The sequence below is a fragment of the Candidatus Seongchinamella marina genome (assembly GCF_026262685.1).
GTDB classification, from domain to species: domain Bacteria; phylum Pseudomonadota; class Gammaproteobacteria; order Pseudomonadales; family Halieaceae; genus Halioglobus; species Halioglobus marinus.
The window spans coordinates 289,236-313,480 of record NZ_SHNP01000002.1 but is presented as its reverse complement, the minus strand read 5'-3'; the positions used below and the strand labels follow the sequence as shown (position 1 = coordinate 313,480).

At 53.2% G+C, this 24,245-nt stretch carries 17 protein-coding genes; 10 read left to right on the top strand and 7 right to left on the bottom strand.

The annotated features are described in order from the left end of the window. Positions 1-82: 82 nt before the first annotated feature. The 5 genes from EYC87_RS06365 to EYC87_RS06345 all read right to left on the bottom strand — a co-directional run bounded on the left by EYC87_RS06365 (position 83) and on the right by EYC87_RS06345 (position 7,392). Positions 83-2,647, bottom strand: a complete 2,565-nt coding sequence (locus EYC87_RS06365; protein ID WP_279252153.1) for an FAD-dependent oxidoreductase — start codon at positions 2,645-2,647, stop codon at positions 83-85. 231 nt (positions 2,648-2,878) lie between these two features. Next, complete coding sequence (locus tag EYC87_RS06360) at positions 2,879-3,850, bottom strand: GlxA family transcriptional regulator (RefSeq protein WP_279252152.1); 972 nt, start codon at positions 3,848-3,850, stop codon at positions 2,879-2,881. Continuing rightward, positions 3,843-5,465: a BCCT family transporter gene (locus EYC87_RS06355; RefSeq protein WP_279252151.1), complete on the bottom strand. Its 1,623-nt coding sequence runs from the start codon at positions 5,463-5,465 to the stop codon at positions 3,843-3,845. Before EYC87_RS06355 ends, EYC87_RS06360 begins: the two co-directional genes overlap by 8 nt. 39 nt (positions 5,466-5,504) lie before the next feature. Beyond that, the gene (locus EYC87_RS06350) at positions 5,505-6,509 is read right to left on the bottom strand and encodes an Ldh family oxidoreductase (RefSeq protein WP_279252150.1); all 1,005 of its coding nucleotides are present in this window, start codon (positions 6,507-6,509) and stop codon (positions 5,505-5,507) included. 4 nt (positions 6,510-6,513) lie between these two features. Continuing rightward, complete coding sequence (locus tag EYC87_RS06345; protein ID WP_279252149.1) at positions 6,514-7,392, bottom strand: LysR family transcriptional regulator; 879 nt, start codon at positions 7,390-7,392, stop codon at positions 6,514-6,516. Between the two features lie 277 nt (positions 7,393-7,669). Between EYC87_RS06345 and EYC87_RS06340 the strand changes: the two genes are divergently transcribed. The 10 genes from EYC87_RS06340 (at position 7,670) to EYC87_RS06295 (ending at position 20,897) form a co-directional block, all read left to right on the top strand. Beyond that, positions 7,670-9,115: an aldehyde dehydrogenase family protein gene (locus EYC87_RS06340; protein ID WP_279252148.1), complete on the top strand. Its 1,446-nt coding sequence runs from the start codon at positions 7,670-7,672 to the stop codon at positions 9,113-9,115. A 13-nt stretch (positions 9,116-9,128) separates the two neighbouring features. Beyond that, complete coding sequence (locus EYC87_RS06335) at positions 9,129-10,118, top strand: membrane dipeptidase (protein WP_279252147.1); 990 nt, start codon at positions 9,129-9,131, stop codon at positions 10,116-10,118. Between the two features lie 36 nt (positions 10,119-10,154). Beyond that, positions 10,155-11,708 carry a BCCT family transporter gene (locus tag EYC87_RS06330; RefSeq protein ID WP_279252146.1) on the top strand — a complete coding sequence of 518 codons (1,554 nt, stop codon included), beginning with the start codon at positions 10,155-10,157 and terminating at the stop codon, positions 11,706-11,708. A 70-nt stretch (positions 11,709-11,778) separates the two neighbouring features. Further along, positions 11,779-13,455 carry a hypothetical protein gene (locus tag EYC87_RS06325; protein ID WP_279252145.1) on the top strand — a complete coding sequence of 559 codons (1,677 nt, stop codon included), beginning with the start codon at positions 11,779-11,781 and terminating at the stop codon, positions 13,453-13,455. A gap of 11 nt (positions 13,456-13,466) precedes the next feature. Further along, positions 13,467-14,222, top strand: a complete 756-nt coding sequence (locus EYC87_RS06320; RefSeq protein WP_279252144.1) for a DUF3726 domain-containing protein — start codon at positions 13,467-13,469, stop codon at positions 14,220-14,222. Between the two features lie 103 nt (positions 14,223-14,325). Continuing rightward, positions 14,326-15,567, top strand: a complete 1,242-nt coding sequence (locus tag EYC87_RS06315; RefSeq protein WP_007227993.1) for an FAD-dependent oxidoreductase — start codon at positions 14,326-14,328, stop codon at positions 15,565-15,567. Positions 15,568-15,582: 15 nt separating this feature from the next. Continuing rightward, entirely contained in the window at positions 15,583-15,867 is a 285-nt protein-coding gene (locus EYC87_RS06310) for a sarcosine oxidase subunit delta (RefSeq protein ID WP_007227699.1), read from the top strand. Beyond that, positions 15,864-18,779: a glycine cleavage T C-terminal barrel domain-containing protein gene (locus tag EYC87_RS06305; RefSeq protein WP_279252143.1), complete on the top strand. Its 2,916-nt coding sequence runs from the start codon at positions 15,864-15,866 to the stop codon at positions 18,777-18,779. Before EYC87_RS06310 ends, EYC87_RS06305 begins: the two co-directional genes overlap by 4 nt. A 1-nt stretch (position 18,780) precedes the next feature. After that, complete coding sequence (locus EYC87_RS06300; protein ID WP_279252142.1) at positions 18,781-19,506, top strand: hypothetical protein; 726 nt, start codon at positions 18,781-18,783, stop codon at positions 19,504-19,506. A gap of 47 nt (positions 19,507-19,553) precedes the next feature. Beyond that, positions 19,554-20,897, top strand: coding sequence for an NAD(P)/FAD-dependent oxidoreductase (locus EYC87_RS06295; protein ID WP_279252141.1), 1,344 nt, complete (start codon positions 19,554-19,556; stop codon positions 20,895-20,897). 110 nt (positions 20,898-21,007) lie between these two features. Here EYC87_RS06295 and EYC87_RS06290 read toward each other — a convergent pair whose 3' ends face one another. Further along, positions 21,008-22,192, bottom strand: a complete 1,185-nt coding sequence (locus tag EYC87_RS06290; protein ID WP_279252140.1) for an aromatic ring-hydroxylating oxygenase subunit alpha — start codon at positions 22,190-22,192, stop codon at positions 21,008-21,010. A 52-nt stretch (positions 22,193-22,244) separates the two neighbouring features. Continuing rightward, entirely contained in the window at positions 22,245-24,245 is a 2,001-nt protein-coding gene (locus tag EYC87_RS06285; RefSeq protein WP_279252139.1) for a tetratricopeptide repeat-containing sulfotransferase family protein, read from the bottom strand.

Here is a 24,245-nt window from a genome sequence, read left to right as displayed (position 1 = left end):
ACGTATTGGTGTCCAAGCTACGCTGGCAGACTTAAAGCCAGCGCAATTGGGTAGTGACGGAAAATGGCCTGCCATGGCCGGATCAACCTTTCACGAGCGTATTGTCCGGATCATACAGCGCCTTATACCCTACCGACTCGACCGTCATAGTGAACTGCTCGCCCAGGTACTCCGTGATCATTTCCCGGCCTTGCTGACAGTATTCGGACGGAAGATACCCCAGCCCGATATTTTTGCCGATACTGGGGCCGAAAGAAATACTGGACAGATAAGATCGGCGCCCTTTTGAGTCGATGGGCACCTCTCCCGACTGAGGGTCGATTAAAGGCGCATTGCCAACTGGGTAGCGAGCGAGGCCCTGAGAGTCGACATTATCGTGCATCACTAATGTGCACAAATAGGCAGCTTGCTCTTTCAGCTCTCGCTGTTGGAGATAAGCCTCCTTACCGAAGAAGTCCGCTTTCTTTACCACCGGGCGCGCCAGGCCCGCCTCATACAGGTTGTATTCGGTGAGCAGATCGGCATTCTGCAAGCGCAGGCTTTTTTCCATGCGCCTGCTGTTTGCGTAAGTTTCAATACCGACGGGCGTGACTCCCTGCGCATAAATGATATCCCACAAGGCGAGGCCATAGCTAAAATCGACGTGCAACTCCCAGCCTTGTTCGCCCACATAGGATATTCGAAAGGCTTCTACAGGAATGCCCTGCAGGGTGAGCTTTCGTGTCGACGCAAAGGGGAAATTTCCATCATCCCAGGCCACGGGGTCGTCGGCGACGGCCTGAATCGTCGCACGCGCGTTCGGACCCCATACACCCAGGCAGGCAACATGATCTGAACGATCATCGACGTAAACATTCCATCCTTTGTCCTGAGCCATACGCCGCAGCCAGGTATAGTCCCGATGCCCTGCGTCGGCGCCGTCAATGACCCGGAATCTATCTGTGGCATGACGAATAACAGTCAGGTCAGCGCGCACACCGCCGCGCTTGTCCAGAAAATGCGTATAAACGCCTTTCCCAATGGGCGTGTCGCCACCAACTTTTGCGACACAAACATATTCCATTAGCGCTTCCGCGTCGGGGCCGAGCACGTCAATAACTGCAAAATGAGACAGGTTGATCATGCCGACGTTATCCGACATTGCCAGCTGCTCGGCGTTGGACACTCGCCAGAAGTGCCGGCTATCCCACTCATGCTCTCGCTCCGGCACCCGGTCTGCGTACTTTTCCAGCAGAGGTTCATTAGCCGCGTAGCCGTGCGCGCGCTCCCAGCCAGCCAGCTCCATAAAGTGACCACCCAATTCCTGCTCCCGCACCCAGAATGGACTGCGCCTGAGGTTGCGGCCCTTCGAATAAGGTTCCCGGTTATGCACAGCCGGATTGTAGATTTTGAACGCGGATTCATAACAGCGGTCGTGGACGTAGGAAGAGGTCTTTTGTATGGGGTAGTGCCTTGCTGTGTCAACCGCATAGTAATCGCGCTCAGCAATACCATTGGTCATCCAGTCCACCAATACCTTGGCAATGCCCGGCGCGTCCTTGACCCATACAGCCACGGCATACCAAAGCCCGCGAGTCAGGGTCGATTCTCCAATCGAGGGACCGCCATCTGCGGTGACCTGTAGTAGGCCATTAAAGGAGTGCTTTTCGTTGTAACCGAGTTCGCCAAGGATCGGGGTCAACTCGATTGCCCGCTCCAATGGCTCCATGATTTGTTCGAGTTCAAGATCGCGTTGTGACGGAGACCAGTGAGAATCCCCTATCTCGAGAAGATTGCGCGGGTGCAATAAACGGGGTTCTTTTTCCTCGTAATATCCCCACTCGATCTGTCCGCCATCGGGGGTCTTTGGATCACCCGTATCGCGCATATAGGCAGAATTACCCTGGTCCCTCATCAGGGGGTAGCCGATATGTTTCCCAGTGCCTTCAAACTCAGTGTATGGACCAAAGAAGGTCAGCGGATGGTCCACCGGCATGACGGGCAGGTCTTCTCCTGCCATCTCCGCGATCGTTCGGCCCCATAGGCCTGTACATACAATCACGTGATTAGCCGAGATATAACCTCGACTGGTTTCAACTCCCACAATGCGGCCATCCTGGATATCAAGACCAGTGGCGCTGGTATTGGCAAACGATTGCGCCTTACCTGTATTCACAGCGTTATCAACCAGTATACCTGCCACCGTTTGCGATCGTGGCTGCACTAAACCGGCATCGGGGTCCCACATGGCACCCTGCACCATGTCCTCCTCCAACAGCGGGAAAAGCGCCTTGGCCTCAGCTGCACTGATCATTTTTACATTGGTGCCAAACGCTTTACCTGAGGCCACCTTACGCTTGAGTTCCATCATGCGGTCATCGTCGCCCTTACGCGCGACTTCAAGACCGCCAACCCGGGCATAGTGGCCCATCTTTTCGAAGAACTCGATGCTGTATTGAGTGGTATAACAATTGAATTTGCTGTGATCGGTAGCGTAACAAAAATCAGATGCGTGGGAGGTTGAGCCAATGTCGGTTGGTACAGAGGTCTTGTCGATGCCGACTATGTCATCCCAGCCACTTTCCACCAGGTGATGCATTACGGACGCGCCCACGATTCCGCCAAGGCCTATGATGACGACGTTGGATTTTGCCGGTAGTTGTGCCATGCCCATCCTCTATTACAAATGAAGGGCACGTGAGCCCCTAATCACGATATAACTCGTAAAGCCGGCCACTATTAACACGCTAATTTGACTTCTCCAACCTTTTTGAGAAAGGCTAGTCGCTATGCCGTAAGTACGTGTCGCATCTGAAAAGGGACTGGTGCTTACCACCATTTAGCGGCAGCCAGAGTCTACTAAAGCGACGCGTTGCAGTACCTACGCAAAGCACTCGGGCTATTGCCGAACGAGGCGTTCATCCCGCGGTGGCTTGCCATAGAACTCGCTGTAACACTTGCTGAAATGAGGCGCAGTGGAAAACCCGCAGCTTACCGCTACTTCGACAACCGACATATTTGTTTGCAGTAACAGCAAGCGAGCTCTATAAAGCCTCAACTCCAGGTAGTAGCGCGACGGCGCACAGTGCAGGTACTTGTCAAACAGGCGCTCCAGTTGGCGACGCGAAATACCAACATAAGACGCAACATCATCAAGACTCAGAGGCTCTTCAATATTGGCCTCCATCATCGCCACGGCATCGACGAGTTTCGGTTGGCTCGCGCCAATCAAGTACTGCAACGGAGCCCTCTGAGCATCCTTCTCGGTACGAACTCTTTCGCAGGTGAACTGTTCAGAAATATCCTGAACGAGTTTGTGCCCGTGAATTCTAGACACTAGATTCAACATCAGGTCGATAGAACTGATCCCGCCTGAGCAGGTGTAACGGTTGCGGTCAATCACAAACAGGCTGGAGGAAATCAACAGACGGGGAAATTGCTCCCGCAGGCTGGGAAGGTTTTCCCAATGAATGGTGCAGCGATAGCCGTCCAGCAGGCCCGCTGCGGCCAGCGCGTAGGTGCCAGTGCACAAGGCTCCCAAAGGCACTTCCTTGCTCGCCATCTCTCTGAGAAGTTCAAACAACGCAGGAGAAACCCGCTTTTCAATATCGTAACCTCCACACACCAGCATGATGTCCATGGGGCCGACAGTATCGGGAGATCCGTCGAGCACCAGTTCAATGTTAGCGCTGGAAATTATCGGCTCACCATCCAGGCTTAACACCGACCAACGGTAAAGCTCTTGGCCGCTTTGTCGGTTAGCCATGCGCAAGACTGCCACCGCATTAGCAAAGGCACTAAGCGTATAGCCAGGTACTAGCAGAAACCCAATGTGAACCGGGGGTTGGATTAAAGGCGCTGGCTCAGTCATTCGCCCTCTGCTCCCGATTGCGAAGCGCGTCTTCGATCAGCGCCTTGATCAGGGCTAAACCCATAAGGCCCATAATCAGCGAAAACGGCAGTGCACCGACCAGCATTGAAGTCCTCAGGGCCTCCATTCCACCGGCGATCAGCAGTACTGCAATCACCAGGGTTAAGGCTACTCCCCAAATGACGATATGCACATGGCCTTTCTGACTTTCGTCGCCACCAGAATTAATGGTGTTAACGATTAAAACCGCCGAATCAGCGGAGGTCACCAAATAAGTCAGCAGCAGCAACACGACCAGGGAGCTCATAATGGGCATCAAACCATCTGAAAGCATCAGCTTGAGAGTGGCGAAGAGCTGGGACTCCTGTCCCGCCGACAAAATAGCGCCATCGGCGCTGCCATTTAACTCAAGATCGATAGCCGTACCACCGGCAAAGGTGATCCAGATAAAACACATCAGTGACGGTGCCAGCATCGCGCCAACGATAAACTCGCGGATACTGCGGCCGCGAGAAATGCGCGCAAGAAACAATCCGACAAAAGGTGCGAAGGCGATCCACCAGGCCCAATAAAAAACAGTCCACGACGTCGACTGCCAATGATAAAGCTCAGCGGCAGGAGCAGCGGTGGCAGGTGCCCAATAAATTAGCAGCATGGATGGTAAGTTAATCATGTAGTCCCAGATGCCAATCAGCAGGGACTTGAACGCCAGACTGGTACCGCCAAAAACAAGTAAAAATGCAAGCAGGGTAAACGACAGCCACATATTCAGGTTAGACAGCCATTTGATGCCTCTGCTTACGCCCGAAAGGGCAGAGAGCGTTGAGGCCGTCATGATGACACACAACGCAATCAGCATTCCGGTATTCGTGGGCGAACCATTACTGTCCATCAACCATGGCGCTCCACTGATTTCATACATTCCGGCGGCAAACTGGGAAACACCGAAACCGATGGTTACCGCGACTCCTAGGATCGTAGCTATGACCGCTGTGATATCAACCGCGTGTCCCAGGCCGCCGTTAAGTGACCGCCCGAACAGGGGCGCTAGCCCAGACCGAATCGTGAGTGGCAGACCTCGATTGAAGCTGAAAAAAGCCATGGACAAGCCCACCAGCGCATAAGCGCCCCAAGCACTTAGACCCCAGTGAAGAAAAGACCATTTGAATGCGTGCCGAACATTATTGGCACTTTCGCTTTGTGCATAGCCGAGAATGGTATCTGGATTAACACTGAAATGATAAAGCGGTTCCGCAGTAGCGAAGGTAAGCATACCAATACCGATACCAGCGCCAAACATCATGGAAATCCACGAAAACCGTGAAAAATCGGGTTGCTCGTCAGGCTGACCCAGCTTAATTGAGCCAGTGGCGGGAATCACCGCTAACAGGGTGCAGGTGGCCAGAAAAAACGCGACGACATACATATACCAAGCGCCGAAGCGGGCGAATGACCAGGTCTTTATCTCACCCAAGATTGCCCCTGCTTCCTGAGGGAACACCGCAGCCCAAATAACCAGGGTGGCGATGATCAGTTTGGAGCCGATCGCGACAACCTTATTGAAACCAAGGTAGAAACCGCTTTCTTCTATCGCAATTTCTATTTCTGCATTCACGTCTGATATAGCGATGACTTTCTCCTGATTCGGAATCGATCAGCCCCGCAGGGCCTCCACTTTCACCACTAATTCAGAGGGGACGACGATACCCTCGGCATCCGCCTTTTCCCGATGACGCCGACGCCGTTGCCCTGGCAACTGTGCTTCGGGCTGAGACTGGACAGCCTCGCAAAGAGATTGAATCTGGCCTTCAAACAAGCCACCCGAAAAAAGCTGTGGATCGAGGGCAAGAAAAAACTGGCCTGTTTTTGGCGGCCCGCCGGCAGTGCCGGAAAACGGGCTGGCATTGATTCCCAGCGATGCCCCGGCGAGTGCTGCCGCCATGACTTCAACCAGTAGCCCTACCCCAAACCCTTTGTAGCCGCCGCTGGGTGCCATAGAGCCCTTCAGCGCTTCATTGGGATCTGTCGTTGGATTGCCCTGCGCATCTTTCGCCCAGTGGTCTGGAATAGCCTCACCATTGCGAGCACGCGCCATAATTTCGCTCTTTGCAACAACACTGGCACTTTGATCAACCGTGAACGTCGCTCCCTCGGGCCCAGGCACCGCCAGCGAAAAAGGATTGGTTCCTATCACCGGTGTGCTGCCACCTGCAGGAGCGATAGATGCTGGTGCATTGGTAAAGCCCAGGCCCAATAAACCCTCTGCAGCGAGCCGCTCTGTATGAAACGCCAACACACCGCAGTTATAAGAATTGTTAATACCCAGCGCCGCGCAACCGTTAGTGCGAGCCATTGCAATAAGTGGCTCAAAGCCTGCGCGTATCGCCGCATGAGCAAAGCCTGAGCCAGCATCTACCATGACACTGCCCGGCCGCGGCGTCTCGACCACGGGCTGAGCCTGGCCAATCACCTTCCCGCAGCGCAGGTGCTCGCAATAGGTAGGAACGTACACCAGGCCATGGCTACTAATCCCGTCGCGCTCTGCTGCAGCAACCCCGGCTGCAAGTGAGGATGCTTGTAAGGCTGAGGCACCGCAGGCTTGTAATGCCTGGTCTGCAAGCAGTTCAACTTCTTTGAGCGTCATACTTTGTTCGGTCATAGCGTTATCCTGACTGCAGAGTGAGATCGAGTTGGTTGGCCAACATTGGCAAATGTCCTGACAATACCTCCATCATCGCATTCGCCGCAGGCGACAAAGTCCAGTCCTGACGCAGTATCACACATATTTCCCGAGTTTCAACGGGGTCGACCATAGGCAGGGACATCAGATCATCTTCCTGTGGCATCGCGAGCGTCGGTAACACAGTGACACCGACATTGGCCTTTAGCATCGCAAATAGTGTGTTGGTGGTCGTGAACTCGAATTTCGGATTGCCAATATAGCGCTGCATTTTCAGGGCCTGGGTCAGTCCAGTGCTCAGAAAACTCAGGCCCTTCAGCTGCTCCCATGTCACCGGGGCGCCCTCGGCCGCCAGTGGATGATCTTTGTGACATACAAGCGCAAACCGGTCTTCCATCAATGGGCGAAACTCGAGCTTACTATTGGGGTGCCACAGGCTGCCGATGCCAAAATCTACCTCGTTACGCTCAACACTTCGCTGCACGCCCTGGGCATTATAATCGCTGACATGAATACTGATATCCGGAAATTTCTCCGTGAATTCGCTTATAACGTCGGGCAGTATGCGCGTCGCCACAGACGGCAGTACCGACATGCTGACGTGGCCGCTTCTGCAGTCGGCCGTAGCAGTGACGTCGTAGATCGCCATATCAAACTCACGCAGTAAACGCTCCGCAACGGGAATGAACTTTTCACCCGCTGTGGTAGGCGTCACTTTGCGCGTCGTCCTCTCGAACAATTTGAGGCCGACGTAGCTCTCCAACTGCTTAATTGACAAGGTCACCGCAGGCTGTGAGCGCGATAGCTCATCGGCCGCACGGTTGAAGCTGCCGTGGCGGGCGACTACCACAAAGGCCCGCATGTGATTCAGGGTGATGTTGTGATGCTTGATGGCAGCTACCCTCCCTTCTGAGTCGGCTGATCCTCATACAATATATAAGGTACTAATATAAATCCATTAAATTAATTGATTGGACTTATTAAAGCAAAAGCATCGAAAATTCACTCCAACAACTGTGCACCGACAACACAGAGGTAGGGGAAGTTAATTTAACGCTGGCAGGCTAATGCAGCGTTTCGTTGGCGATACCTCAATCTCTATTGATTACACACTAGAACTGCTTTTTACGGAACTCCCTATGAATGACAAAGTCTTTGGTCACTTAATTAATGGCGAATGGGTTACAAGCAACGAGGTCACCACCAATACGAGTCCATCCGATACCAGCGATGTCATTGGACAGTATGCAATCGGCACTGCCGATGATTGTACCCGGGCCATCGCAGCTGCAAGGCGTGCAGCCACTGCCTGGGGACGCAGCGGGTTGGAAGAGCGCAAAGCGATACTTGACACCATCGGTGCGGAATTGATCGCACGCAAGGATGAAATCGGCCGCCTACTCTCTCGCGAGGAAGGTAAGCCACTGGCAGAGGGCATTGGCGAAGTGGCCCGCGCCGGGCAGTTTTTTCAGTACCACGCAGCACAGGTCCTAAGCCCTACGGGTGAAGCGGTAGATTCTGTTCGCCCTGGCATCGAAGTAGAGGTGAAGCGCGAAGCGCTGGGAGTCATCGGAATTATTACCCCCTGGAACTTTCCGGTGGCAGTCGCTGCCTGGAAAATAGCACCGGCCCTTGCCTATGGTAATGCCGTTGTCTTAAAGCCCGCAGAATTGGTGCCCGCCAGCGCCTGGGTTCTCGCCGATATTATTGATCGCAGCGGTATACCTGCAGGCGTATTTAACATGGTCATGGGACCCGGTCGCGAGGTGGGCGAAGCCCTGGCGACATCACCGGATATTGATGCCATTACCTTCACCGGCTCAGTGCCCATCGGTAGACGTATTGCCCGCAACGCTATAGAAAATATGACCAAGATTCAGTTAGAAATGGGCAGTAAAAATGCCTTGGTTGTGCTCAACGATGCCGACCTCGATGTGGCGGTGCAATGTGCAATAGCGGGCGCCTTTTCCGGTACAGGACAAAAGTGTACCGCTTCGTCCCGGCTTATTGTGGAGGACGCTGTCCACGATGAGTTTGTCGACAAACTGGTGGCGGCAATGCAGGAGCTGGTCGTCGGTGCCGCCTTGGACAGCGCGACTCAAATAGGGCCAGTGGTGGACGCCAGGCAATACCAACAGGTGCTGAATTACATCGAGCTGGCCAAGCAGGAGGGAGCGACATTAGTTCAGGGCGGAGAGGCTATAACACTGGACACTGAGGGTTACTTCCTAGCCCCCACCCTCTTCACCAATACGACTAACGAAATGCGTATCAACCGGGAAGAAGTCTTCGGTCCCTTAGCCTGTGTAATCAAGGCTACTGACTACGATCATGCGTTGGAAATTTCCAACGACTCAGAGTTTGGGTTGACCTCGGGCATTATCACCCAATCCCTGAAGTACGCTTCCCACTTCAAGCAGTATTCAAATTCCGGTTGCGTAATGGTAAACCTGCCAACCGCTGGCACCGATTATCACGTGCCATTTGGCGGCAGAAAATCCTCTAGCTACGGCCCTCGAGAGCAGGGTCAGTACGCGCAGGAGTTTTATACCATTGTAAAAACCAATTACAGCAAACCCTATTAATCGGGAGAGCTCGATGCACGATTCCAACGTCATTATCGATGGACTTCAATACATTAACTGGGATCGGCCCCTATTCGAACGGGCGCGTGATAGCGGAATTAATGCCGTACACGTAACGGTCAGCTACTGGGAAAACAATCGCGAGACAATCAGCAACATCAGTCAGTGGCACCGACATTTCCAGAATCACCATGACCTGATTATGCCTGTGCGAGAAGCGGCAGACATCCTGGAAGCAAAACGATTGGGCAAGCTTGGTATTATTTTCGGCTATCAAAATTGCTCCCCCATCGAAGATGATTTGGGGCTGGTCCAAATTCATTACGAACTGGGCGCTCGGATAATGCAGCTGTCATACAACAACCAGAGCCTTCTGGCCTCGGGTTGTTATGAGAGTGAGGACACCGGTGTTACCCGCTTTGGCAGAGAAGCCATAAAGGAAATGAACCGGGTTGGCATGGTCATCGATATGTCCCATTCCGGTGAGCGCTCCACGCTGGAAGCTATCGACCTTTCCCAGCGTCCTATTGCCATCACCCACGCAAATCCGACCTTTTTTCACGATGCACTGAGGAATAAATCAGATCAGGTGTTGCGCGCCCTGGCGAACTCAGGCGGAATGCTGGGCTTTAGCATGTACCCGTTCCACCTGAAACACGGTTCCGACTGTACCTTGGAAGACTTTTGCCAAATGATTGCCAAGACCGCTGACATGATGGGTATCGATAACATCGGAATTGGCTCTGACCTTTGTGAGCAATGGGAATACAGCAAGCTTGAATGGATGCGCAGCGGGCGCTGGACCTTTGGGGCTGATTACGGTGAAGGCTCAGCGGGCAACAAGGAATGGCCGCAGCAGCCCGGCTGGTTCCGCGATTCGCGAGACATTAAAAATGTTGCCGATGGGCTGGCCCAACATGGTTTTTCGCAGGAAGACGTCAATAAGGTTATGGGCGGCAACTGGCTACGCTTTTTTGAACACTCCTTTGGGCCCTCACAGTAAAAAACTGAGCAACTGGCAGATATTGCGGAATACTTTATGACAAACGACACTGCATTGGCGGTTCAAGATCCAGCTGATACGAGCAGCCAGCCGGGCGTCGATTGGCTGACTTTTGCGCTCAGTGGGGGCTTTCTGGTGCTGTTCGTCGCTGTCGCGCTCATTGATATCGCTAGCCTTTCCAGTTACGTGGGCATTGCCTTTGTCTGGTCGACTCGACTGTTCGGTGCCTACTGGCAGTTATTACTGCTAGTCACGTTCTTCATCGGTTTGGCCCTGGCCATCTCCCGGGCCGGCAAAGTGCAACTGGGAGGACTCGACGTGCCTGAGGTCAGCAGCTTCAAGTGGGTCAGCATGATCCTCTGTACCTTGCTGGCCGGCGGTGGTGTGTTTTTCGCCGCAGCAGAACCTATGTCACATTTTGTATCTCCCCCGCCTTTGTATGACGTGACACCCGCATCCAACGAAGCGGTTTATCCGGCATTGGCCCAAAGCTTTTTGCACTGGGGCTTTCTTGCCTGGGCAATACTAGGCAGCCTCACTACCATCGTGCTGATGCATCTGCATTACGACCGGGGCCTGCCACTAAAGCCACGCACATTGCTCTATCCCGTTTTTGGTGACAGGGCCATCAACAGCTGGCTTGGCTCTGTGGTGGATGCAGCCTGTGTCATTTCTGTCGTTGCCGGAACGGTCGGGCCCATCGGTTTCCTTGGTCTACAGGTCAGTTACGGCCTGTCACAATTGCTGGGGACCGCAGACAATTATGGGGCACAATTTTCAATTATATTGGCCCTTATTGTCGTTTATACCGTATCAACCGTGACCGGAATTCAACGAGGCATTCAGATCTTGAGCAAGCTAAACATCCAGATAGCGGTTGGACTGATGCTTTTTGTGCTCCTTGCGGGGCCCACAGCATTCATCTTCAGCAGTTATTTGAAATCGTCACTGCTGCATCTGCAAGCATTTGTGCCCATGGCCCTGTTTCGCGCTGATCATCAGTGGCTGGATTCATGGACTGTTTTTTTCTGGGGCTGGTTCCTGGGTTATGGACCATTAATGGCCATGTTTATCGCCCGGATTTCTCGCGGGCGCAGCATTCGTGAAATGGTCGTTGCAATCTCCATCATTTCACCGATTATCACCACCTTTTGGTTCACGATCGTAGGCGGTTCGGGACTGGCGTTTGAACTGGCGAACCCCGGAGTTATTTCAGAACCTTTTGCCGGCTCCAACATGCCAGCTGCACTGCTTGCGATTACTCAGCAATTGCCGTTTGGCGCAATCATCACCACTGCGTTCCTCGTGTTAACATTTTTGTTTGTTGCCACCACGGGCGACTCCATGACTTACACTATTTCTATTGTAATGACAGGCGACGATCACCCTCCCATCGCTCTACGCGTGTTCTGGGGCATTATCATGGGAGCAGTCGCGATGATCCTCGTCTCCATCGGTTCCGGAGGGATCTCTGCGCTGCAGTCGTTTATCGTAGTGACTGCGGTTCCTGTCTCACTGATTCTGTTACCTTCGTTATGGGCTGCGCCGAGAATCGCCTATGCCCTTGCCCGGGAGCAAAACCTCCGATGAGAAATGTTACGCAACAATTGAATTTCCCACTCAACGATAAAGCGGTGTCGTCATGTTAGTTGAGCACAGGATGACTTCTTATCCGCTGCGCGACCCCTGTGAGGTGATGCAGTTGGAGCGCTTGGGAGCGCTGCACCAGTTCAGGTTGAGCTTCATGCGCAGCCTCATTCGTAGACTTATGCATGAACAATGGGAAATTGAACCCAGCACCTTTCAACTGGATGACAGTGGCTATGGCACAGTCATTTATAGGGTCAAAGCAACAAATCACGTCTTCAGCTTTGTTTTGTTTTCGAATTACCTCAGCGACGAAGACCGTAACGACCGGGTAATTGCCAGCCAATGGGATTTGACTATGGCCCTTTGCATCGGTGATCTTGATGCACAGCAAGTCGAGCAACTGCGGGGGAATGTGCCAAAACAGGAAGCAGGCAGAGTTGATGCCAACACCATCGTACTGTCACGAGCTAATCGCAGCTCGCGAAACTTCGAATACGTAGTCAATGAACTGGCAGCCGGACGACAGCCCTGCTCTGATATTCTCAAAGATGTGGGCTACCTGTATCGCACGACAGCAGTGTATGGCAGTGGCAAATTTGGCATGGCCGACTGGGGAAAAATACGCAGCGAATACCCTGATTTCGCCAGACCTTTCGCAGCAGAAATGTTCACCTGTTACATGTTGCGACATTTCAGCGTAGAGCAGGCGGAACATCTCGCAAAGGTTCGTTCGCCAAAAACCGCAGTATCGATGAACACCGACGTGCGCCGTTATATTGGCATTGGTAATGCAACCGGTCTGGGCATGGCACCCTACCTGATTAGACATCCCCAATTAATCAGCCAATGGATCACCGTGCGGGAAACTGCGATTGCCCGGGTTTTGTCCGAGGGACAAGTCACCGCCGAACACCTGCAGACACTAGGCATACTTGCCAATAAAGCACGGCAGCATTATCTGGAAACTACGGTACCTGATGAAAGCCAGACTCAGCGAAACCACACCTTGGTTGACGAACTTGCTGCAATGCAACGCTGGCTAGAGCAGCATACTCAAATCACTGGCTGGGACAAACTCACAGCCCACGCCAAGCAACACTGGCACATAGAAACCCAGGAACTGATTCACTCCCTGCTTATGGAGTTGTATCCGGACCTGGTGGATGAGCTGGAAGACTCCATGTGTGCAGAGGAGTGTCCAGACACCACACCGCAGATGCCACTGGGGGACCTGAAACAGCTAATTGAAGCTCGTTATGCCTGGGCACTGGATGTAGATTTCGAGGAGCCAGATGCTCTGTATCTGTTCTGGTATCGGTCCGAAGAGAAGATGGAACCACGCATTGGTGAGCGCTTTTCTGAGGAAGGCGCTGACCGGGAAATGCCGTTGTTGACTATCGCTCGCTCCGTGCGGCAGTGCTATGACCTGCTTTGCAAGGATTTGCAACAACACCCGAACGATGACGTCGTGCACTTTTTAATGCGAGAACCTGAAATGAAAGGCATTATCGCCCGCGTCCAGACTATGGGGCAGGAGTGTTACGGTGACATACAGGCCAACCTGGCAGACCGGGAAACACTGCCAATACAATTACTGCGTTGCAAACTGTCTTTTTTCGGGGTCAGTAAGTTTGACCCCAAATCAAAATTCTGGGTTCGTAATACCATGTTTCAGGGCGCCCCCCTGCTGACTCAAATCGGCGAGCCTTTTTTCGATGACTGGATATTCCCATTGGCACCCGAGTAAACGCAGTGAAAGTGTCGAAAAATGAAATAACAGCCTTGCTCAAACAGGTGTTCGAGGGCTTAAAGTTCCGTTGTGGCGAATATGAAAGTGCCGCGGACATGGTCGTGTGGGCTGAAATGTGTGGGCTCTCGGGCCTACTAGCGCTGCGTCATAGCTTGCCATATCTGACTGAACAGAGCCCGCCACCGCTGCGCAGCATTCATGAGAGTGAAACCAAAGCCGTTCTCGATGCTAACAACGGCAGCAGCCTCAACTGCGCTGATGTGGTGATGAACCTTGCATACTCCAAAGCACTCGCACAGGAGTGCTGTAGCGTCACTGTTCTGAACTGTCATAACCGGAAGTTATTCGTTAAGACAATTGCAGACTGCGGCAACAGAGGTATGTCGTGCCTGGCTTACTGGCGCGACGCAATTGATCCAGTGGTACTCCATGTTGTCATCACGGCCGCTGACTCAGACGGCATGCCGTGCTACTCGACCTATAAGCTCAGCGAGCAAAGATTCATTGAAGATTCGCAACGACAGTCGCTATTTGTTGAATGCAGTACTAAACCGGTAACGCTGGATGATCACATAGGCTCGTTGATAGCTGATGGCGATAATCCGGGCACAAACGTCCTACCTTCAGCCCTGCAGAACAATTACCACGCTTCCCTGATGCAGGGCCTGTCCATAGAGGAAGACCTCTGGACTCAACTGCAGGCGTTGGCGCAAATAGTTCTGGTGGAATCATCAGAACAGTCACGCATGGGCGCAGGCGCTTAAGCACAATGATGACAATCATGTTAATCGGAACTGCGCTGTCAAAGCTGACCAATCCAGACTACAAGTGGCTAGTGACCCAGCCAGTTACCTTCAGGGGTGTTCTATGCCTTTTGGCTTACTAAAATACGGACTCAAAAAGCGGTATCCGGGCAAGCATCAGTTCACACCCGCGACAGAGCTCAAGAAGCACTACGATGTCGTCATTATTGGCGCCGGCGGACATGGTACCGGTATCGCGTATTACCTCGCAAAATACCACGGCATTACCAATGTCGCGATATTGGAAAAAAGTTACCTGGGCAGTGGCAATACCGCGCGCAACACCGCCGTCATTCGTTCCAACTACCTTACCGAAGAAGGCGTCACCTTTTATCGCGAATCGGTAAAGATGTTCCAGAGCCTGAGCAACGAATTCGATTACAACATCATGATGGAAAACCGGGGACAACTGACCCTGGCTCATAGCGATGCTGCTATTCGGAGTTTTCGCTGGCGCGCCGAAGTTAACCAGCACCTGGGGGTGCGTTCGGAGCTGGTCGATCGACAGACCATCCGTGAACTGGTGCCAAGCCTGCAGATGTCCGAAGATGTTCGCTACCCCATTCTCGCAGGACTGTGGCACGCGGACGGAGCCACGGCTCGCCATGACGCAGTCGCCTGGGGTTATGCCAGGGGCGCCTGTAGTCGCGGTGTAGAACTGCACCAGTTAACCGAGGTAGAAGATATTGAGGTGACTGAAGGTAGGGTCACCGCCGTGCGAACTAACCGCGGACGCGTCTCCTGTGGCATTGTGGTGCAGGCAGTCGCGGGTGCCAGTTCTATCGTGGCGCGCATGGCGGGAATCAAGCTGCCGATTCATTCTTATCCGCTGCAGGCAATGGTGACGCAGCCATACAAACCTCTGTTGAATCCGCACGTCAGCTCACCTCAGGTGCATGCTTATATACACCAGACTTCCAGGGGTGAGTTCGTCATTGGTGGCGGTTCGGACCCCTACCCTCTTTACAACACACGCGCGACACTAGACCAGCGCGAATCGCTGGCGTCTGCGGTACAAGAGCTTTTTCCCTTTCTGTCTCAGGCGCGCTTAATGCGTCAGTGGGCGGGCACAACTGACATGACGCCCGATTACAGTCCGATTATGGGCCTCAGTCCGGTACAGAACTATTATCTGGACGCGGGCTGGGGAACCTGGGGATTCAAAGCCACACCCATTTGTGGCAAAACCATGGCGGAGCTGGTGGCCACGGGCTCACCTCCAGACATTATCAAACCGTTCGAACTGGAGCGTTTCTACCGCTTCGAACAAATTAACGAAGCCGGCGCCACCGCAGCCAGTCACTAGGGGCATAGCAACACCATGAAAATATTGAACTGCCCCTTGAATGGGCCTCGTAACATCTCGGAGTTCACCTATGGTGGTGAATTTCATTCCATGCCAGACCCGGATAGCAGCACAGCCAGAGAGTGGGCCGAGCACGTATTTTTTCACGACAATAATGCCGGCGTCGTTATCGAGTGGTGGTGCCACACGCCAAGTTCCTACTGGTTCCTGGCGGAGCGCAATACAATCACTGACGAATTATTGCGCACATTCCCTGCCAGCGAGGCAGCTGGCGGTATGGTGCAGGGCGACGATCAATGATGTCTTCAAATCGATTACCTCCTCCCTATGGATTACTCCTTGATCGCAAGCAAGAGCTTAGCTTTCGTTTCGATAACCGAGACTATCGGGGCTTTGAGGGTGACTGCATCGCCAGTGCGCTGGCTGCCAACGGGCAATGGCTATTAAGCCGCTCCTTTAAATACCATCGCCCCCGCGGACCGCTGACAATGGCAGGGCAGGACGCAAACACACTGGTACAGCTACCTTCAGACCCGAATGTATTGGCAGATCGGCAGCAGATATCTGCAGGGCTGGAAGTGCATGCGCAAAATGTCAGCGGAACGCTGGAGCGTGATCGCGCGGCATGGCTTGAACTTTTTTCTCGCTTTCTGCCTGTTGGCTTTTACTATAAAGCCTTTTTCAAACCGAAAGGCATTTGGGAAAAATGGGCTCCGCTGGTGCGAAAAAAAGCCGGCCTTGGTGTCCTTGATCAACAGTTCGAACCGCAATACTACGACAAGCAATACCGCTTCTATGATGTTGTGGTAGTTGGCGGTGGCCCAGCCGGCATGGAGGCAGCATTGCAGGCGGCCCGCTCGGGTGCTGAAGTCCTACTGGTGGATGAAAATCCGACCTTAGGAGGATCGCTCAATTACGCACGCTTTGATGCAGAGGGTGAGTCTGGCAAGGCACTGCGTGACACACTGGCCGGGGAAATTGCGGCATTAGTCAATGTAGAGGTGATGTCAGATGCCATTTGTAACGGCTGGTTTGCAGATAACTGGCTGCCAATAATACAAGGCAAACGCCTGCACAAGGTCCGCGCAAAAGAAACCATCATGTGCGTGGGTGCGCTGGAACAACAGGCAGTATTTCGCAACAATGACTTGCCCGGCATCATGTTGAGTAGCGCTGCCCAGCGTCTGATTCACCTTTACGGTGTGCGCCCGGGTACCACGGCTGTCGTATTAGCTGGCAATAATGATGGCTACGGAACTGCGCTGGATCTAATCGATGCGGGCGTCAACGTAAGGGCTGTCGTTGAACTACGCCAGCAGCCACAATATGACGAAGTGGCTAGAGCCGTCATCGACAAGGGTATCCCCATAGAAACCGGCTCCGCCGTCTATGAGGCGCTAGCAGCGCCGGGCAAAAATCACCTTGGTTCAGTGGAAGTTCGTAAAATTGCCGGTGAAGGACGCTGTGAAGACAATGGTGTAACGCTGCAGTGTGACCTACTGTGCGTGGCCGTTGGTTACACTCCAACTTACCAGTTGGTCTGTCAGGCAGGTGGCAAACTCAGCTATGACGATGATAGCGCAATGTTTACCCTCACTCATTTACCGGATGCATACCAGATAGCCGGATCTGTAAACGGCCTTTGGAACCTCGATGCTGTGCGTGCGGATGCGCGGCGTGCTGCCTTGATCGCCTGCAATGCCATCGGCTCTGTGCGCCAAGAAGTGCCCGCAGCGGCAGCGGCTCGCGACGGTTACAGCCCCAACTTTAGCTGGCCTATTTTTCCTCATCCCCAGGGCAAGGAATTTGTCGACTTCGATGAAGACCTGCAGATCGACGATATTATTAACGCCACACGCGATGGATACGAACATGTGCAGCTGGTTAAACGTTACTCAACCTGTGGTATGGGCCCCTCTCAGGGCCGTCACTCAGCTCTGGCAACAGCGCGATTAGTCGCATCCGCAACTCAGAAAACAATCGCTCAGACAGGAGTGACGACCGCTCGCCCACCCTTTGCGCCGGAACGGTTAGGTCACAGTGCGGGGCGCAGCTTTTACCCACAGCGTCGCAGCAACATTCATTATCGCCACATTGAAGCAGGCGCGCAGATGCTGCAGGCAGGCGCCTGGGACAGACCAGCGTACTACGGGCCGCGAGAACTGCGGCAGGACTGCATCAATGCAGAGGTCAACCACGTGCGCAATAAAGTCGGCATAGTGGATGTCTCCACCCTTGGTGGCATCGACGTGAGAGGTCCCGATGCCGGCGAATTCCTCAATCGGTTTTATACCTTTGGTTTCGTTAAGCAGCCCGTGGGACGCGCTCGCTACGCGCTACTGACCAACGAGGCGGGCGTCGTCATTGACGACGGCGTTGCCTGCCGTTTTCATGAACAGCACTTCTACGTAACCGCAACCACGGGCGGCGTCGACCGCGTGTACCAAAGTATGCTTAAGTGGAATGCTCAATGGCGCCTCAATGTCGATATAGCCAATGTGACCTCAGCCTGGTGCGGCATTAATATTACCGGCCCCAACTCGCGACAGGTGTTACAACAGTTGTGTGATGACGTCGATCTCAGCGCGGATGCATTCCCCTACATGGGGGTTCGCGAGGGCACCGTAGCCGGTGTACCGGCACGCCTGGTGCGCGTTGGCTTTGTCGGTGAACTGGGGTTTGAAATTCACGCGCCTCAGCACTGCGGGGAATACCTTTGGGACGCTCTTATGAAAGCGGGCGACTCCCATGAGATCAAGCCCTTTGGCATTGAGGCGCAGCGGGTGTTACGACTGGAAAAATCTCATATCATCATTGGCCAGGATACGGACGCCATGTCCAATCCGATGGAGGTCCAGATGAACTGGGCTGTTTCGCGCAAGAAGCCATTTTTTGTGGGTGGCAGAACTATCGCCGAACTGGAAAAAAAGCCCCTGCAGCGCACTTTGGTCGGGTTTGTGATCAATAACGCCTCCGCACCCGTCCCATTAGAGAGCCATCTTGTTCTGGACGGAGAGCAGATGGTGGGACGTGTCACCTCCTGTAATCACTCTCCCACCCTTGGCAAACCTATTGGTCTGGCCTATGTTCCAGTCGACATGGCGGAGCCCGGCTACGTGCTTTGCATCAAGGCTGCCGGCGGCGTAAAAGTGGATGCTGAAGTTGTCTCCACTCCCTTTTACGACCCGCAAACCCAGCGTCAGGAGCTTTGATATGAATGACATATCCGCCGCGTCGCCAAGCCCTGAGCGTTTTATACGTCGCAGCCAGTTGTGCCGATGGCATTTAAAAAACAACGCTGAATTCGACACAACAGACGGTTCAGTTACTCATTATGCTGACTTGGCAAAAGAATCTAAGAGTGTCGGTCAATTAGGTCTTGCAGATTTATCCAACTTGCCCCGAACGGGTTTCAAGGGACCGGGTGCAGCGGAATGGATAGTGGGCAATGGTGTTGCATTACCAAAAGCCCCGAATCTCGCTCATGCACACTCGGACTCAAGCCTGCTGGTGCGCCTCTCGCATCAAGAACTATTGGTCTTATCAGATCTAAAGCGTCAAAGCATGCTGGCCGACACACTACCGCAGAACTGGTCGGTAGAGGCATCACAAGGCGTCTCCTTGCTCCCCAGGGCGGATTCCCATTGCTGGTTTGCGCTGACAGGAATTCATGCGGCGGAGACGTTCTCCAAAGTCTGCGCGGTAGATCTGCGCCCGGGCAAATTTGCCCAGGGCGAAGTCGCCCAGACATCTATTGCTCGAGTCAACGCAATCATCGTTCGAAACGACCTTGGACCTACTCCCTGTTTTTACATTCTGAGTGATGTCAGCTCAGCAGAGTTTTTATGGCTCTCCTTGCTCGATGCGATGTTGGAGTTCAAGGGCGCAGCGGTCGGCACGGCGGCCTTGAAAGCATGCAAAGACGCAACGATAGTCTAACGTAACTAAGAAACGCACGGGCGCATGCGCTCCAAAAGGATGCAAACATGGCAATTCCCAATCGCTCAAGCTATGTCGTTGTCGGTGCCGGTATACATGGTCTCAGTACTGCCTACCACCTGGCGTTGGAACTTAAGTCTCGGGGCATTGGGTCTGGCAAAGACATCATCGTATTAGACAAGACTGGTGTGTGCGCAGGTGCAAGCGGCATAGCCTGTGGAGTCATCCGTAACAATTACTATCAGAGTTCCATGCGCGAGCTAATGGCGCACAGTGTCAAGGTCTGGGAAAGTGATCCGCAGGCTTATAGTTACCACCCTGTTGGCTATATGCAGGTCAGTTGTGAGCGCATGCATAGCGATGTCGCTACCATCTATCAGCAGCAGCAGGCAATTGGCTATCAATCAACGTTCGTCGAGGGTAAAGCCGATTGTGAGCGCTACATGAAGGGCATCTTTGATGACTGGCAGGCCCAGGGAATCACATCAGTCTTACATGAAATGCCAGGTGGATATTCTAATAACACGCGGGCAATGCTCGCTTTAGCCGCCAAGGCCGAAGGCGAAGGAGTACAAATTTTTTCGGGGGTAGAGGTCACAGGCTTTAGCCGCGACAACGCAGGAAGTATTAGCTCGATTGAAACCAGCCGCGGCGTCATTGAATCCGACTACGTGGTGATTGCCGCCGGGCCCTGGGCCGGTAAGTTCTGGGACATGCTGGAAATGCCAGCGACCATTAGTATAAAAAGCCCAACAGATGGCAGCATTGCCAAGGATGTGCCTATGTGGGTGTATTGGTCTCTACAGGAAGGCACTCTGGGCGTAGACCCGAATATGCAAGTGAGCAATGATGGAACAATGCCGCCGGTCATCCACGTTGATACCGATGCTCCACTTTACTCAGATCTCGATGGTTCATTGATTACCAGCGAGATGTGGGGAATCTACTATAAACCGGACTTCCATTTTGGAGGTATACAGGGGGGCGCTGCACCATTCATCGTCGCGAAAAACACCGACGAAATCGCGATTGATCCCTACGGCCCGGAGTCACCCGAATTCATCGTAGGCAAGGATTTTGCGCATATGTGGGTCTCTGCGCTAGCTCATTGCCAGGCTCGCTTCTCGGGTAGTCTGGCTGTCTACAAGGATGAACCCTCGGGCGGAATCGGCGCATTCACGCCTGATAGTTTTCCAGTGTTCGATACTATTGGTGACAATTGCTATTTTATCGCAGACTCTAATCACGGCTATAAAATGTTGGGAGTCGGCAAATTGGTAGCAGGAGAAATCTGTGGCGATCCACAGCGCCTACTGCAGCCCTTCCGTTTCTCCCGCTATGAGGAGGGAAAGCTGCATCCGATTTCCAACAGCCCTTTCCCCTGGAGTTGACGCAGCCTGAAACTTGAGTGCTACACGCTTCAATACTGTACAGCGAAGACGTATTGACCCTGCTGGTCTGCTACAGTAGCCCTGCCGACGCGCATTCTTGAAGCAGATCCTTAAGCCATTGCGCTACTGTAGTGGTGGGCGAGCCAGCTGTGAAAGTGATGAGTTGGCGCGTCCATTATCGGGGAGAAAACACCACCTTGAAAACCCGGTGACTGACGTCCCTTCTGCATCCCTTCAACGACACGAACATCTTCAGAAAACACAACACGCCAACTTTCCATAACCGCAGCGCGACAGTCCGAGTAGGCGTCGCCTGTCGCCTTTTCACCGACATAATAAAGCTGCAATTGCTCTGCAGTTCGGTTGTTAGCCAGTGGCTGGAGAATGACGGCAAAGGCATGGTCCGCCTGCAAGCCAAGCAAGACGTTGGGGTAAAGAGACAAATATTCCGCTTGTCGGATTTGCTGCGGCGGCCAATTCGAAAACTGGGGCAGCATGGTGCCAGCAGTCTCGGAAAGCGTGTAGGTATAACTGCCCTGACCCGACATCGTGTTATCGATGATGTTGTAGTGCTGATCTAGTGGGGAGTACTTATTAAGGTCAGGATGAACCCATGGTAGGTGATAGGCCTCACAATAATTTTCAACCGCCAGTTTCCAGTTAGCTCTTATATCCAGGGTCATCCTGCTCCCGCAAGCGGCTACCTGCAGTTTATCCAGCCCATCCTCACCAACGAACTGCTCCCACCTTTGTGCCAGCGGAGCAATATAATCATTGAAACTTTCGGCATGGCCAGAAAGATTAATAAAAATAATACCCATCCACTCGCTGGATCGAACGGCCTTCAACCCATGGTTTTCACAGGAGAAACCCCCTGTAGTATGTACGCCGACTCCACCGATGTGAGGCGTTCCTCTGAGCTCTCCGTCCAGGTTGTAAGTCCAGGAATGGTAAGGGCAGCGGATTGAGCCCGCAACGCTACCCTCCTCCTCGATCAGCACCATACCTCGATGGCTGCAAACATTGTGGAATACATTTAGATCACCGCGCTTATTACGCATGATGAGCAGCGACAAGCCCATGAAATCCAGTGGTTTCACATAAGCGGTGTCTTGTAGCTCACTGGTGTAACCGATCGCAGCCCAGGTATTTCCCAGTATTTTGTCGCGCTCGAATTCGAACAATTCAGAATCAAGGTAAACCGAATTAGGCATGCCTCTTGCTTCAGCGATGGGTTGCAGAACCGAATCGATATCAGTTGCGGGGATAAGCGACGGTTTTTTTAAAGTTGTCATCTGCTATTCCTATACTGTATGCGCAAGAGTGCGGATCAGCAGCAAACTATGGCTAGGAATCCGGGGCAAGCTCTGGCCCCAGAGCTTGCTTCAAAGGACTGAGCCAGGGTTCAAATTGCTTCCATTGCTCGATCGCGGTATCGAATATCGGCTGCCGAACCTGCTCTGAAGAAGGCGTACGGACGTTGCGTTCGGTTTCATGGAAATTCATGCAAGCCTCTTCAAACTCCAGTCCACAAAAATCAAGCATGCGTCGCACTTGTGTTTCGAGATCCTTGACGACGTCTTCATGTTGAACGCGCAGGACAAAACCAGGCAACACTTTGTCCCAATGTTCCATCAGATCGACATAGTCGCGGTAGTAGTTGCCCAGGTCGGGCAGCGAATAGCTGAACAACTGGCCGTCAGCAAACAACTGTTTGTAACCACTGAAACAACAGGCCATGGGAGCGCGTCTGGCATCGATAACTTTTGCATTGGGAAGAATCAGCGAGATCAGACCAATATGGCGAAAGTTATTGGGCATCTTGTCGATAAACAAAGGTGCACCCTGGCGATGAATTTTGGTGTCTTCAATAAACTGTTCGCCGAACTCCAATAATTGTTCTGGGGGAATGCTCGCAAGGTTGTCCGGGTAAGGTGTGCCACTTGCCCTGCCCTGGCGGCGCAAGCGGCTCGCCAACGACAGGACATTGGGAAGCTCCAGTGTGCCGTCAACCTGGCTGTGTGAAGAGAGTATCTGTTCCAACAGAGTAGATCCCGCTCGTGGTAAGCCTACGATAAAAATGGGATCAGGCGCCTGGCAGCCGGTATTTTCACGAGACGAAAAAAGCGACTTAGTGCAGGCTTGTTTTTGGGCGGCAAATTCTTCGGTGGTATCGTCGGCGTGATAACGAGACTGCGCTTGCTTCAGTTCATTGCCGCTGGCGTAATAGCGAAACGCGCTCTCAAAGTCATTCTGATCTTCAGCGGCTTTACCCAGCGCAAAGTTGAGGTAAACACGATCCATCGGGGCCAGGTCATCGCTGTCGGTAATGGCATGCATTGCCGCTAGTTCATTATCGCTAAACTGATAGGTCTTCAAGTTCGCCAGCGAATAATAGGCCTCACAGTGATGGGGCCGAGAGGTCACCGCTGATCGATAGGACTCGATCGCCGCCTCAGTGTCACCGCTGGTCTTGAGTGCATGACCCCGCGATACATACGTGGTGGGATCGCCTGGCAGAATCCCAAGGACCTTTTCAAAGGTCGCCAGAGCGTTCTCGTAATCGCCAATCTGCATGCACTGTATCGCATGCAGTGATTGAAACTGCGGGTTAGCGGGCGCGATTTCCAGCAGTCGTGCAGACTCATCGTGTGCATGCGCGAAACGCTGCCGTTTCTGCAATATTTGCACATAGTCGAGGCGGACGCGCATGTTATCCGGCTCAAATTCCGCAGCGCTTTCCAACAAAAATTCTGCATCTTCAAGAACTCCCAGGCGCAGACCAAGTTCTGCGAGCAAACGCATTCCTTCTACATTTTTCGGATTTTGTTGCAAGAACCGACGGCACAGATTCTCCGACTTTATTAACTTGCCCTCATGCATCATGTCCGTTGCGGCGAGTATATGCGGGTGAAGAGAGTGCAAAAAATCGAGCTGAGCGCTGATCTGGTCTTGCCGCTGACGTGTGTCGTCGTCGGGCGATGATTGCAAGATTGTCAGTTGAGATCGCCAACTGGCCTCTAGCGCAGGATTAATCGTGCAGGCACGAACATAGGCCGTAAGCGCGTCTCTGGTGCGTCCATGGCTCTTGCGCAGATGCCCCAGTTCCTGATGCGCCCGGGAAAACTCAGGCGCAAACGAAATCAAGCGCAGCAAGCGTTCTTCAGCCTCTGCGAGTCGCCCCATGTGACGAAAGCACACGGCCGCCATGTAGAGTCCATCAACGGAATCGCGGACTTCTTCCGGGAGGTCCTCAAGTTTCTTGAGCGCGGCAGGCAACTCGCCTGCAGAAATAAGCTTCTGTATCTGCCCAAGGTCGTCTGAAATTTTAGCGGAGTTAACTGGCAT